We start from the raw sequence: 12,481 nt of genomic DNA on the forward strand, positions 1-12,481 counted from the left end.
TTGGTATCATATCCCTTGGCCCACCCTACAAGAACTGATGGATAAAGCATAATACCAGGACATGAATTGGCACCACGTCCTGATTAATTAAATTAATTTAATGGCAAATAATTAAGCTTTCTTGGATTTCTTCTCAGCTAATTTACGCTTGAGAAGGGAATGTTTTATGCTAGAATGTATGGTGGTTAAATCTCGCCAAGTGAAAATGACTTGAAACTAGAGTTTGAATGGGATGACAAGAAAGCTAAAGCAAATCAAACAAAACATGGTATTTCTTTTGAAGAAGCATCCACAGTATTTGATGATCCCTTATCTATAAATTTCGATGATCCTGACCATTCTACAGGGGAGAATCGCTATCTTATAATAGGTTTATCAGATCAAGGTAAATTTCTATTTGTTTCTTATACAGATCGAAATAACAAGATTCGTTTAATTAGTGCAAGATTAGTTACACCAAAAGAAAAGAGATATTATGAACGATAAAATCCAAGATGAATTAGAAGATAATTTACGAGAAGAATATGATTTAAGTCAACTTAAAAATCCTGTTCGCGGCAAATATTATCAACAGTATCGAGAAGGTCATAGTGTTACTATCCATTATGAAGATGGCACAAAAACTATCGAACATTTTCCATCGCAAAATGATGTAATCATTCTTGATCCTGATGTCAAAAAATATTTTCCTAATTCGGAATCTGTTAATGCTACTTTAAGAAGTTTAATTAAATTAATTCCTCAACAATAGCTAGTAGGCTGGGTTGATTAAAAAATCAGCAATCACTTCTGATCTGAGAATCAGCGTAAACAAATTTATTAGCATCGCGCTATATTTTTACGGTTGATCAAGTTGATCGAGGAACTTTTAAAGAGTATTGCCAGTCGTTAAGGCTTGAAAAGTTCTTGTTTTAATTTGAGAGAAAGGTGATTTGTTGTTTTTAATAGATATCTTTCGCTCTCTTCAAAACTATTTTTATCCACAATAATCCTCAAGAAAGTATCTTATGAAACGCATTATTAAAGGGCTGAGTTTAACGCTTGTTAGTTCTGTTTTGTTTACTGACTTAACACTTGCTCAATCTCTCCCTCCCGAACCCTTTGCTTACCCCACCAAAGAACAAACACCCGAACAACAACAACAGGATCATTATGCCTGTTATTCCTGGGCAAAACAGCAAACAGGAGTCGATCCCAGTCAATTATCCCCCCAAACCACAGCCCAATCTTCCCAACAGGGAACAGTTCTCAGGACAACAGCAAAAGATTCTCTCTTAGGAGTTGTTGGCGGTGCAATTGGCGGTGATGTGGGGGAAGGAGCGGCGATCGGTGCTGGTGTTGGAGCATTAAGGGGGTTGTTCAAAAGACGAGAAGAACAACAACAGGCGACTCAAGCCACTAACCAAGCGGCAGCCCAGGAGCAGCAAAAACTACAAACCTATTATCGCGCCTGGACTGCTTGTATGGAGGGACGGGGTTATACGGTTAAGTAGGTGGTTATAAATAAACGTAGGTGGGCATTGCCCACCAAAAGGTTAAAACTATATAATTTTGTGAAATTCAGGTTCTTATCCTATGGAATGGTCATTTTTAAGAAACTTTGCGATCACCCTATTTGCTCTCTTGAATCCTTTAGGAATGTTGCCTATTTTTATTAGCTATACTGCTCGTGAACGAAAAGAAGTTCAACGAATGGTGGCTTTATTTGTCTCTGCTACTGTCCTAGCGTTGTTGTTGATTTTCATGTTTATAGGAACGCCGATGCTTGAATTTTTTGGTGTCACCTTAAATTCATTTCGCATTGCAGGGGGAATCCTACTTTTGGGCATCGGTATCAACATTGAAAAATATTTATCTACTCACTTTAATTGCCATTCTGTTTAATGGGACAGCCATTTTCTTTCCACAGATAGTTAGCGCACAATCAACCCCTGCTGCTAACCCATCCAGTTGTGGAGGGGAAGTGCCAGCCTATATTTCACCTGCCGATCTAGCTATGATGGCTTACCAGGAACAGTTGAAGACGCAGGGCATTCCAGGCTACCAACTTCTCGCCACAGAATGGTCTTTTGGCAATATTACGGCAACTCAAATTGTAAACGCTGCTATCAAAGCCTGTCTTCTTAGCAATAAATACGGTGTAGCTACTCATCCGAACTATGTTCAAGATCTGGCTATGCAGGTTCAGATTCTAGTTCAAGAAAACCGATTCTAATTGAAGAAATTTATGGTATATTTATTAACTGAAACTCAAGGAGAAAATTAAAATGCAAGGAAGATTTCAAGAAATCTTAGATCAAATGGGTATGGTTGCCAACACTGAAGCTTCCAACCAATCAACCTTCCTGCAAGAAACAACTGAAGGTTACGTCAAAACCCATCTAGAATTGCTTCCTGATGGGAGAGGTAAAGTTATCATCGAAAGTGTATTTCCTCTATTTGAAGAATCAACCACGGAAATAGCTTCTCGAATAATTCAAGCACAACGATCTTTATTAACCGAATAGTGCGATCGCCACTTTTGTAGGGTGCGTTAATGAAATGTAACGCACCAAATTGATTGTTATTCACCGTAATCATCTGATTTTTGGGATGTTTTTAATGCGATCGCTGCTCTTGTAGGGTGCGAAAACGTGCGTGTAATACGCCTTTCTTCAGTTTTCCCTTCTTGGTCTTCAATTAATGCTGATTTAGCCATTCTTCGGAGAATATCTAGATTGGTATCGGAATTTGCGAAGGTTTTCTGCCATTTTATTTCATTCTCAATATCTGCTAACAGTTGTTGAGCAATTTCGTCTTGAAGATCCTCGGAAAGCTGTTGAGCTTCTTGGAAAGCTTTTTGTAACAGTTTAGTCATGGTTTTCTTTGATAAGTAAAAAAACTTTGAGCTTTAGAATCATTATAGGGAATTTTTAGGGTTAGTGCGATCGCGGTTATAATATTCAAACAGGTGAAGTTTGTGGTCAAATGCCCAAAAGAGGACTAAATTTAGTGCGATCGCTGATTTTTTAGAAAGCTTGATGGCGATATAATTTAGATAATCATCTCCTTGACCACTATACTATTGGTAATCGGGATAATTTGAGCTTTAATGACGATGGTTCTCTCGACATCTGTGTTCAATACAAACAACATAGCAAAAATCAAGGATAGAAGACAAATTCAACAGAAAACCAAAACAAGGAGAACTCAAACATGACGACTAAAAAACCCAACATTGTAGTAATTTGGGGCGATGATATTGGAACTGCTAACCTGAGTATTTTTACTAAAGGGATGATGGGCTACCGCACCCCTAATATTGATCGCATTGCTGAGGAAGGAATGCTCTTTACGGACTATTATGGAGAGCAGAGTTGTACCGCAGGGCGATCTGCTTTTATGACGGGGCAATCGGTCTTTCGTACTGGCTTGAGCAAGGTAGGAATGCCGGGGGCAGATATCGGACTACAGGCAGCAGATCCTACCATAGCAGAACTATTAAAACCCTTGGGCTATGCTACAGGTCAATTTGGCAAAAATCACTTTGGGGATAAGGATAAATTTCTGCCTACCCAACACGGTTTTGATGAATTTTTCGGCTTTTTGTATCACCTGAACGCTTGTGAAGAACCGGAATTAAGAGATTATCCCCCCGAAAAAGATTTCCCCAATTTCCGCGAACACTTTGCCCCTCGTGGTGTTTTGCACTCATATTCCGATGGTCGTATTGAAGATACGGGACCTCTCACCAAAAAGCGCATGGAAACCATCGATGATGAGGTTTTTGAGGCAACCTCAGAATGGTTAGACCGCAAAGCAGCAGAAGATAATCCCTTTTTCTTATGGTTTAATACTTCTCATATGCACTTCCGCACCCATGCCAAACCTGAGAGTTTAGGGCAGTCGGGACGTTGGCAATCAGAATATCATGATGTCATGATCGACCATGATAAACTTGTCGGGGCTTTGCTCCAAAAGCTTGATGATATGGGCATTGCGGATAATACTATTGTTATTTATGGCACTGACAATGGCCCTCACATGAATTCTTGGCCTGATGGTGGTATGACTCCCTTTCGTAATGAAAAAGATTCTAACTGGGAAGGTGCATTCAGGGTTCCCTGTTTTGTGCGCTGGCCTGGGGTAATTAAACCAGGTACGATATCTAATGAAATTGTTAGTAATTTGGACTGGTTGCCAACCTTATTGGCAGCAGCAGGGGAACCAGATATCACAGAAAAACTGCTTAAAGGATATCAAACAGGGGAAAGAACCTTTAAAGTTCATTTGGATGGCTATAACCTTTTACCCTACTTTAAGGGAGAAGTGGAAAAGAGTCCCCGTGTCGAATTTTTCTACTTTTCTGATGATGGCGACCTCATGGCAATGCGCTATGATAACTGGAAATTTATCTTTATGGAGCAACGAGTACAAGGAACTCTCCGCATCTGGCAAGAACCCTTAGTTACTCTGCGTTTTCCCAAATTGTTTAACCTCCGCACTGATCCCTACGAACGAGCAGATATCACTTCTAATACTTATTGGGATTGGGTACTCGACCACATCTATTTATTTTTGCCCGCCCAGAAAGTCGTGGGAGATTTCTTGCAGACATTTGTTGAATTTCCCCCTCGTCAAAAAGCAGCGAGTTTCACGATTGACCAAGTATTAGAGAAACTGCAAAGTGGTGCAGGAAGCCGTTAAAAGTTGCCTTTTCTAGAGAGAAGAAAGGAAAAGGGAACTATTCGCTAAGGATAGAAACTTTTTCCTCTTAATCAAACGAAAAAGCAAGGCTGTTTCGTAATCAGCATGAAAGATGATTGGAGGCAAATCTTCGCATTTAACTCATGAACCATCCTTTATTGGTAATAATCGTTAAAGTTACAATTTTTTCCCTGATGTTAGCCATGGGGATCAATCTGTCTTTAGAAAAAATGCTCTCCCTTTGGCGCAAACCTGCTTTACTATTTCGCGCGCTTCTAGCAGTTGTTGTGCTAGTTCCCCTAGTGGTTGTGGCACTGCTGAAACTGTTTAACTTACCTTTGGGAGTAACCATAGGATTAGTCTTGTTAGCAGCCTCTCCAGGTGCGCCTCTGACTACAAAAAGAAGCCAAATGGCGGGGGCCAGATTTCGTAACTCTGCTAGTCTTCAGCTAACTCTGGCTTTACTTGCGGTTGTTATTACCCCTCTGACTTTAGGTATTTTTGCCATTCTATTTGACAATATACCCGACAAAGTAACCATGTTAAATGTGGCTAAACAGGTTTCTATCGCGCAATTTTTACCCATTAGTTTAGGTCTTTTGCTGCAAAAATTTGGGGCTAAATATGCAGTAGCGATCGCCCAACCTTTAACTTTTATTGCTAATAGTCTGTTTTTAGTATTAATTATTTTAGCCTGTATTGTGGGAATTCCTTTGTTGTCTAAACTTTGGGGATTACCATTGATGGCGATCGCTATTATGGTGATTGTCTCTCTGGGTATTGGACACGCTTTAGGGGGTCCAGATGACGATAAAAGGTCTATCTTAGCGATTTCCTGTATTGCTCGTAATGTTGGTTTAGCTTTGTTTATCGCCATTTTAAATGGTCTAGAAAAGCAAGTAATGCCGACGGTAGTAGTTTATTTGATGGTGGGGGCTGTTTTCGGTGTTCTCTACTCAATCTACCATAAGCGCAAATTAGCTCAATTATCTCAAGAAAACTAATGGATTATGAGTCAAACTCCCAAACAGCCTTCTACCAATGACTTAGCCTCAGATCGTACTGAACTAGCTAAATATCGTAGTCGGGCAGCCGCCGATCGCAAATTAGTTTCTTATGTTAATTTATTGAGGAAAAAACGATGAATTATCGTCAACGGATTACAATTAACCCCTCCATTCGTAGCGGAAAGCCCTGTATTGTTAATACTCGGATCACCGTTAATGATGTTTTAGACTATTTGGGTGGAGGGATGACTATTGAGGAAGTTTTAGACGATTTTCCCGATCTAACCTTAGAAGATATACAAGCCTGTTTCGCTTTTGCTGCTGACCGCGATCGCCATCTGATGATTATTCCCAATGAAATTACTGTTTGATGAAAATTTATCACCCAAATTGCCACGTTTACTAGCTATTGTAATCGTGACATTCTCTTGCAATTAATCACAAGATATAAAGAACAGATTGAGGTTTTTTTCAATAATTCTGACTCAATATTAATCCTTGCTTGATATTTTTTAGCGATCGCTCTTGTAGGGTGAATTAATGAAATGTAACCCATCAAGAGGAGGGATATTGCTTACCTTGTCGATGATGGGGCGAAGCGATCACTTACAATAGAGGGCAAACTTTTAGAAGGTAACCTTTATTGCTATTCTTACTTATGTCCACTCTATGGAATAATGTTACCATCTCAAACGAATGTTAATATACTTGTTGTTGAATAATAACGTCAAATCTAGGTTTTTGGAGGTGTCTAATAAGCACAAATTAGCCAAATTATTCCAGGAAAACTAATAGATTATGAGTCAAACTCCCAAACAGCCTTCTAACAATGACTTAGCCGCCGATCGTACTGAACTAGCTAAATATCGTAGTCGGGCAGCCGCCGATCGCACCTTAATGGCTTGGATACGCACTTCTCTATCATTAATTGGTTTTGGTTTTGGTATTCCTACCATCGTCAGGACAATTGAAAATACCCGTCTTGAGCGTCATCTTGATCCAGTAAGATTTTCGGTTATTGTGGGATTATCTTTTATTGGTACAGGAATGTTGGGGATGGTTTTAGGGTTAAGAGAACACCGTAAGTTACTTAAACAAATTGAAAGCGATCGCTATACCTACGAAACTTCTTACAGTGCGGAAATTGTTGGGGTAGCATTGTTAGTAATTGGTTTAGTTAGTTTTATTGGAGTGATAGTTAAATCACTGAATTTTTAAAGAAATTGTGAGGAAGTATGATTAATTTAGGTCTAATTCAAAACATGACTCAACTTTTTAAGACAAAAGTGCTAATTTATACCCTGGTATTAGGGACTGGCATAGTGGGGTTTAGTTTAATAACTCAAGCAGAAGATCAAGCTGATCAAGATCAAAATATTGCCTTACAAGTTGTTGCGAAAATGACAGAAGCGCAGCGCACTTATTATCAAAACAATGGTAATTTTCGCGCTCCTATTAACGATCTAAAAAAAGATTTTGATCTGACCCTACCTCCTACCTTTAATTATGCCGTTCGGACAACTTCAGAAGCAGCCTACAGTTATGTTATTCCGGCTCAATCGAAGGTTTCTGGTCAGCTTAAAGCCTATGTAGGAGGAGCTTTTATCACCCCGAATCAAACTCCAAAAATTACTACCATTATCTGTGAAAGTACAAAACCTGGACAAATCCGTCCGGCTGATCCCCAATTAGTCAGAGGAACAGATTTAGCTAACCCCACTAAATTAGCCTTACAATGCGGTGATTTTTCGGTTCGAGTACCTGACTCTAAAGTGACATTTTAATTTGAGAGAGTCGAAACAAAAAGTCATAAATATGCACCTTATTAAGTAATAATGATGGTATATTTTTGGACAAATTATCTTAAAATTTAGCGATGAATTATCCTATCAAACCTACAGCCTATCTTCTAGCTAGTACCCTAATCGGACAAACCTCCTTGGTACTAGCACAGACAATTTCTGTAGTTCCCACAGTTGAGACGGTAGTATCACAAACTGACACAAAGGAGAATATTAAAATGCCCAGTCTTGAAGAAACTAAGGCGATCGCTGAAGCAGGATTTATCTACGGCTTGCCCATCGTGATGAATTATGCTGTCATGTACGAATACGCTGTAGACAAAAACTCTGGGCAATTTAAAGCCCCTTTCAACCAGATTAAGAATGAAGCGAGGGTCTTTACCTACAAAGACACCGCTGTCATCACCGCCAACAGCGATACGCCCTATTCCTTTGCTTGGCTCGACCTACGGGCAGAACCAATTGTTTTATCTGTCCCTGGGGTTGAGAAAGATCGCTACTACTCAGTCATGCTTGAAGACGGTAACACATTCATTGATGGTTACATAGGCAGTCGAGCCACTGGTAACGAGGCAGGGGATTACATGGTTGTGGGTCCTGACTGGAAAGGGGAAAAACCACCAGGTATTAAGAAGGTATTTCGAGCTACAACGCAGTTTACATTAGTAGGGTATCGCACTCAGCTTTTTAACCCTGAAGATATGCCAAATGTGGTCAAAATTCAGTCTGGTTATCAAGTACAGCCTCTCTCTGCCTATCTTAAGCAACCGCCACCCCCATCAGCACCAAAGATTGACTTCCCTAAAATTGATAAAGAGTTAGCTAAGACCAATTTCTTTGAATATCTCGACTTCGCCCTACAGTTTGCACCTTCTGGGCCAGAAGAAAAGGAAATCCGAGCAAAGTTGGCAAAAATCGGCATTGGACCACATAAGACCTTTGACTTTAAGGAGCTTTCTCCTGAGCATAAAGCCCAAATCGTTCTTGGCATGAAAGAAGGGGAAGCCAAGATCAAACAATACCTTGAGGACGGGCAAGAAGTCGTTAATGGGTGGGGAATGTTAAATCTTTTTGGTAACCGAGGGTTTTTTAATGGTGATTGGTTGAAACGGGCTGCTGGGGCCCAGGGCGGAATTTACGGGAATGAGGTGAAGGAAGCGGCCTATCCCATTACCAAGACCCTTGCCAATGGTGAGATTCTTGATGGGAGCAAGCACAAATACAAGCTGACCTTTCCTGCGGGGCAGTTTCCACCTGTCAATGCTTTTTGGTCGGTGACCATGTATGATGGCAAGACACAATTATTGATCAAGAACCCGATTAATCGTTATCTGATCAACTCTCCCATGTTGCCGACGATGAAAAAGAATGCCGACGGTTCACTGACGTTGTATATTCAGAAGGATTCCCCAGGTGCTGACAAGGAATCTAATTGGCTACCCGCACCCGATGGATCAATCTATCTGGTGATGCGTCTCTATTGGCCTAAGGAAACACCCCCTTCTATTTTGCCAGTTGGACAAGGGACATGGAAACCACCCAGCATAGAAATAGTCAACTAAGTAGGAAGTAAACCGCGTGGGTAGCCTGATCTACCCATTCCCTGCTTGTGAACTGAAATAGAAAAATTAAATATTCTCTTCTTTTATTCTTCCATGCTCACAAATTTTTTGGGTTATCCTAATTACTTAGAAAATCAAACATTACAAAAATTATGCTTCAATACCGACTACCACAAATTCCCCCTACAGTTATTGTATTTCAGGGATTGATATTATGGGTTTCTTTTTTTTTGTCTCCAAATGTATTAGCTAATCCTTCTCAAACCGAAATTGATAAATTATCGGATTTATCAGTTTTAAACTCTCAAGATAATTCAAGTTTGACTGCTCAACTAGATCCAAATAGTCCTGATTCTATATCAGGAGAAAAGTTAGTTAATGAAACCGTTCAATTACAACAAGTGCCAACAAATTTTTATTGTCCTGATTTTACCCCTTTAACCAATACTATTAAGCCTAATATATCTAGTGATGATAATCAAAATATTGAAGTAGAACCCACAAGTAATTGTGCTGCTGATTTAGGGGAATCACAGAATACTACAGAAGCATTTAAAAAGTTTTCTGAACCATCAGTAATTGTTCAAGAAAGTTCCCCTAAATTATCACAAACTTTACCTGAGACTGAAGAAACTAAGCCAGTTAATGATAATAGATGGCACTTTAAATTACAGCCTTATGCCACTGTTCCTATTAATACTTATGGGACTGTTTCAGCGAGGGGAAAAACCGTTAGTTATCATCTGTCTTTGGGAGAATTATTAGATACTTTACGAGTAACAGCAAGTGGGCGTTTTGAGGGTTGGAATGGTCGTTGGGGCTTTATTATTGATGGTTATTTTGCTAGTTTACAAGATATTGGAAATCTTTCAATAGAAAGATCAAGAACTCCTAATCCTATTAATGCTTTAAATTTTTTATTAAATAGAAATGTTAATAGTAAACTTCAAGAGGTTGTTGATGTACTTAATCGAGAAATTCAAGTTGCTCAAAACATTCAAGAAGTACGAAATAGCCAACCTTTACAAAATTTAGAAGAACAATTACAGACATTTAAAACAACTCTTGTACAAAAAGAAGAAAACTTTCGAGAACTAGAAGTTAAACTTCAAGAATTCCAAGATGCACTAATCACAGGTCGTCAAAAATTAGAAGTATTAGATGTTAAACTTGAAAATATACAAGATGCACTAATCACAGGTCGTCAAAAATTAGAGGGACTAGATCTCAAGGTTGAAGATTTACAAAAATTAGGTTTAAGAATTGAGCCTTTACAGGCATTTAATATTAGCACTGAACGCTTAAAACAAATTATTTCTTTGCAGGTTCAAGACTTACCTAAAGTAGATGATTTACAAGCATTAAATGAGCAGATTAGAAACTTAAATAAACTAACTGATACAAGACAATTGGGAGAGCAACTCATACAAACGAGAGACAATTTAGAAAAACTTAGTCAAGAAGTTAACAAACTGAAAGAAAAAGAAACTGTTGACAAAGAAAAATTACAAAATCTTGAAAACAAAATTGAGGATGCGAAAGCTTTAATTGATAAAGAAATTGAAGCAATTAATAAGATTCAAGAATTTCAAGAAAATCAAACAACCCAACAACTTAATACAGACACTAGAGCAAGTTTACAATTTGATCAAGGAATTTATGATTTTGCCCTTAGTTATCATATAGGAGATCTCCCTAGTCATGAATTACCAGATAAACCTTCTAATCGTAATTTTCCCCTAATTTGGTTTCAACCCATTGCCGGAGTTCGTCTCAATGATATTAGTATTGATATTGAAACCATTACCAACACTAAAATAGCAAGTACCTTAGTAAATATCGAATCAACTACTCAACAAAATTTCCAGAAAGATAGAACCTGGTTTGAACCACTGTTAGGAGGAAAATTCGGTATCCAAATATCTGATCCTATTACTTTTTGGTTGCGGGGAGATGCGTCAGGATTTGGACTAGCGGGTGAAACAGATATTAGTTGGAATTTATTATTTGGGGTTGATTGGTGGGTTCATCGACAAATGTCACTACAATTAGGTTATCGTTTCTATGAAATTGATTATGGGAATAGTAATGACAAGGGTGAATTTGCATTTGAGGAGAATCTTAATGGACCGTTTTTCTCAGCAACTTTTCATTTTTAAAGCTAAAAACTTCTGGCGGCGATTTCTTCGTTATTGTCTGTTACTTCCCTGTTTTCTCATCTTATTAACAGCCTGTCAATTAACTATGCTTGAGCAGCAATCTATTCTCCAAGGAAGACTGTTAATTTGGCATCCCTTTCAAGGAGAAAATGGGATAATTTTTCAGAATCTCCTGGATGATTTTCAACAATTATACCCAGATGTTCAACTACTAAGTGAATACATTCCCCAAACTAAACTTTCTCAACAGTTTATCCAAAAATCAAGAGCAGGTTTAGGAGCAACTGTATTGATTGATTTTGCAGAACAGATTCCTAATATGACCAAAGCAGGTAGTATTCAACCTCTTACCACAAAAAACCTAGATTTATCAAAGTTTTTGCCTTCAATGGTGACACAAATTAGTTATCAGGACAAAATTTATGGCATTCCTCTAGTTTCTCAGATTCGTGCGCTGTGTTATAACCAAGCTAAGCTTAAAGCACTCCCTAGCACTGAGGATCAAACCCTAACTCAACCGCCTTTTGGGTTAGAAGGGCTTCTAATACGAGCGCGAAAAGGCTATTCTGTTGGTATGGTTTCCACTTTTGAAGATACTTTTTGGGGTTTGAGTATTTTTGGGGGAAAATTCTTTGATGCTGATGGTTTAATCAAACCTGAATTAGAAGGATGGGGAAAGTGGCTAAAATGGCTCAAAAAAGCAGAAACACAGCCTAATTTTATTTTGATTCGCAATCGAGATCTTCTACATGATGCTTTTGCTCAAGGTAAGTTAACTTACTATGTTTGTAATTCTAATGAAATCGGGGATTTAAAAACAACTTTAAAAAATGACTTACAGGTTATTCCCTTGCCTGGAGAACCCAATCATCGAGCGACTCCCTTACTCTATACTACGGTAATGATGGTTAATCGTAGTGCTAGTATTAATGAAACTGAATTGGCCTTACAATTGGCACAATTTATGACTAACCCTGAACAACAATTAAAAGCAATTACACAGTCTTTAACCTTTATTCCCACGAACCATAAGGTCAGTATTAATCAACAGTTATTACCGATTGAAGCAATGTTACATCAGCAGTCGAAAACCGCCGTTGCCATTCCTACTGATTCTGTAGAAAATATTCTGGAAATCTTTGAACAAGGAGATATTTTGTATCAGAAAGCTATCGCGGGAGATCTCAGTCCATCTCAAGCTGTTAAGGAACTTACCTACAGAATTAAAACACAATTAAATTATCAAGAAAGGAAGTAAAGATGTC

Annotated in this window: 16 protein-coding genes; 15 read left to right on the plus strand and 1 reads right to left on the minus strand. The window is 38.5% G+C overall.

Going from position 1 to position 12,481, the window contains the following annotated elements; genetic code table 11:
* Positions 1-210 precede the first annotated feature (210 nt).
* From VB715_RS01955 to VB715_RS01980, 6 genes are all read left to right on the plus strand, one after another.
* Positions 211-486 (plus strand): BrnT family toxin, encoded by a 276-nt coding sequence (locus VB715_RS01955; protein ID WP_323299510.1) that lies wholly within the window; start codon positions 211-213, stop codon positions 484-486.
* Positions 476-751 (plus strand): hypothetical protein, encoded by a 276-nt coding sequence (locus VB715_RS01960; protein ID WP_323299511.1) that lies wholly within the window; start codon positions 476-478, stop codon positions 749-751. The genes VB715_RS01955 and VB715_RS01960 overlap by 11 nt, the downstream gene beginning before the upstream one ends.
* Before the next feature lie 256 nt (positions 752-1,007).
* The gene (locus VB715_RS01965) at positions 1,008-1,493 is read left to right on the plus strand and encodes a glycine zipper family protein (protein ID WP_323299512.1); all 486 of its coding nucleotides are present in this window, start codon (positions 1,008-1,010) and stop codon (positions 1,491-1,493) included.
* A gap of 82 nt (positions 1,494-1,575) precedes the next feature.
* Positions 1,576-1,884, plus strand: a complete 309-nt coding sequence (locus VB715_RS01970; protein ID WP_323299513.1) for a MarC family protein — start codon at positions 1,576-1,578, stop codon at positions 1,882-1,884.
* The gene (locus tag VB715_RS01975; RefSeq protein ID WP_323299514.1) at positions 1,841-2,215 is read left to right on the plus strand and encodes a hypothetical protein; all 375 of its coding nucleotides are present in this window, start codon (positions 1,841-1,843) and stop codon (positions 2,213-2,215) included. The genes VB715_RS01970 and VB715_RS01975 overlap by 44 nt, the downstream gene beginning before the upstream one ends.
* A gap of 52 nt (positions 2,216-2,267) precedes the next feature.
* Positions 2,268-2,507, plus strand: a complete 240-nt coding sequence (locus VB715_RS01980) for a hypothetical protein (protein ID WP_323299515.1) — start codon at positions 2,268-2,270, stop codon at positions 2,505-2,507.
* 56 nt (positions 2,508-2,563) lie between these two features.
* Here the strand turns inward: VB715_RS01980 and VB715_RS01985 are convergent, their stop codons facing one another.
* A complete protein-coding gene (locus VB715_RS01985) occupies positions 2,564-2,857 on the minus strand; it encodes a hypothetical protein (RefSeq protein ID WP_323299516.1) in 294 nt (97 codons plus the stop codon).
* Positions 2,858-3,195: 338 nt separating this feature from the next.
* Between VB715_RS01985 and VB715_RS01990 the strand changes: the two genes are divergently transcribed.
* The 9 genes from VB715_RS01990 (at position 3,196) to VB715_RS02030 (ending at position 12,474) form a co-directional block, all read left to right on the plus strand.
* Complete coding sequence (locus tag VB715_RS01990; RefSeq protein WP_323299517.1) at positions 3,196-4,686, plus strand: arylsulfatase; 1,491 nt, start codon at positions 3,196-3,198, stop codon at positions 4,684-4,686.
* 143 nt (positions 4,687-4,829) lie between these two features.
* On the plus strand, positions 4,830-5,690 hold the full coding sequence (locus tag VB715_RS01995; protein ID WP_323299518.1) for a sodium dependent transporter: 861 nt from the start codon (positions 4,830-4,832) through the stop codon (positions 5,688-5,690).
* Between the two features lie 6 nt (positions 5,691-5,696).
* Complete coding sequence (locus tag VB715_RS02000) at positions 5,697-5,831, plus strand: hypothetical protein (RefSeq protein ID WP_323289593.1); 135 nt, start codon at positions 5,697-5,699, stop codon at positions 5,829-5,831.
* Positions 5,828-6,064: a DUF433 domain-containing protein gene (locus VB715_RS02005; protein WP_323299519.1), complete on the plus strand. Its 237-nt coding sequence runs from the start codon at positions 5,828-5,830 to the stop codon at positions 6,062-6,064. Before VB715_RS02000 ends, VB715_RS02005 begins: the two co-directional genes overlap by 4 nt.
* A 427-nt stretch (positions 6,065-6,491) precedes the next feature.
* A complete protein-coding gene (locus tag VB715_RS02010) occupies positions 6,492-6,911 on the plus strand; it encodes a YidH family protein (protein ID WP_323299520.1) in 420 nt (139 codons plus the stop codon).
* 17 nt (positions 6,912-6,928) lie between these two features.
* Entirely contained in the window at positions 6,929-7,477 is a 549-nt protein-coding gene (locus VB715_RS02015) for a type IV pilin-like G/H family protein (protein ID WP_323299521.1), read from the plus strand.
* A gap of 236 nt (positions 7,478-7,713) precedes the next feature.
* Positions 7,714-9,057 (plus strand): DUF1254 domain-containing protein, encoded by a 1,344-nt coding sequence (locus tag VB715_RS02020; RefSeq protein ID WP_323299522.1) that lies wholly within the window; start codon positions 7,714-7,716, stop codon positions 9,055-9,057.
* A 152-nt stretch (positions 9,058-9,209) separates the two neighbouring features.
* On the plus strand, positions 9,210-11,216 hold the full coding sequence (locus tag VB715_RS02025) for a hypothetical protein (protein ID WP_323299523.1): 2,007 nt from the start codon (positions 9,210-9,212) through the stop codon (positions 11,214-11,216).
* A complete protein-coding gene (locus tag VB715_RS02030) occupies positions 11,182-12,474 on the plus strand; it encodes a sugar ABC transporter substrate-binding protein (RefSeq protein WP_323299524.1) in 1,293 nt (430 codons plus the stop codon). The genes VB715_RS02025 and VB715_RS02030 overlap by 35 nt, the downstream gene beginning before the upstream one ends.
* Positions 12,475-12,481 lie beyond the last annotated feature (7 nt).

This window comes from Crocosphaera sp. UHCC 0190 (assembly GCF_034932065.1).
Classification (GTDB): domain Bacteria; phylum Cyanobacteriota; class Cyanobacteriia; order Cyanobacteriales; family Microcystaceae; genus UHCC-0190.

Bases quoted from the DNA above. Each gene is read 5' to 3' on its own strand.
- VB715_RS01960 (WP_323299511.1), top strand. From the start codon at position 476: ATGAACGATAAAATCCAAGATGAATTAGAAGATAATTTACGAGAAGAA.
- VB715_RS01965 (WP_323299512.1), top strand. From the start codon at position 1,008: ATGAAACGCATTATTAAAGGGCTGAGTTTAACGCTTGTTAGTTCTGTT.
- VB715_RS01970 (WP_323299513.1), top strand. From the start codon at position 1,576: ATGGAATGGTCATTTTTAAGAAACTTTGCGATCACCCTATTTGCTCTC.
- VB715_RS01980 (WP_323299515.1), top strand. From the start codon at position 2,268: ATGCAAGGAAGATTTCAAGAAATCTTAGATCAAATGGGTATGGTTGCC.
- VB715_RS01985 (WP_323299516.1), bottom strand. From the start codon at position 2,857: ATGACTAAACTGTTACAAAAAGCTTTCCAAGAAGCTCAACAGCTTTCC.
- VB715_RS01990 (WP_323299517.1), top strand. From the start codon at position 3,196: ATGACGACTAAAAAACCCAACATTGTAGTAATTTGGGGCGATGATATT.
- VB715_RS01995 (WP_323299518.1), top strand. From the start codon at position 4,830: ATGAACCATCCTTTATTGGTAATAATCGTTAAAGTTACAATTTTTTCC.
- VB715_RS02000 (WP_323289593.1), top strand. From the start codon at position 5,697: ATGAGTCAAACTCCCAAACAGCCTTCTACCAATGACTTAGCCTCAGAT.
- VB715_RS02005 (WP_323299519.1), top strand. From the start codon at position 5,828: ATGAATTATCGTCAACGGATTACAATTAACCCCTCCATTCGTAGCGGA.
- VB715_RS02010 (WP_323299520.1), top strand. From the start codon at position 6,492: ATGAGTCAAACTCCCAAACAGCCTTCTAACAATGACTTAGCCGCCGAT.
- VB715_RS02015 (WP_323299521.1), top strand. From the start codon at position 6,929: ATGATTAATTTAGGTCTAATTCAAAACATGACTCAACTTTTTAAGACA.
- VB715_RS02020 (WP_323299522.1), top strand. From the start codon at position 7,714: ATGCCCAGTCTTGAAGAAACTAAGGCGATCGCTGAAGCAGGATTTATC.
- VB715_RS02025 (WP_323299523.1), top strand. From the start codon at position 9,210: ATGCTTCAATACCGACTACCACAAATTCCCCCTACAGTTATTGTATTT.
- VB715_RS02030 (WP_323299524.1), top strand. From the start codon at position 11,182: ATGGACCGTTTTTCTCAGCAACTTTTCATTTTTAAAGCTAAAAACTTC.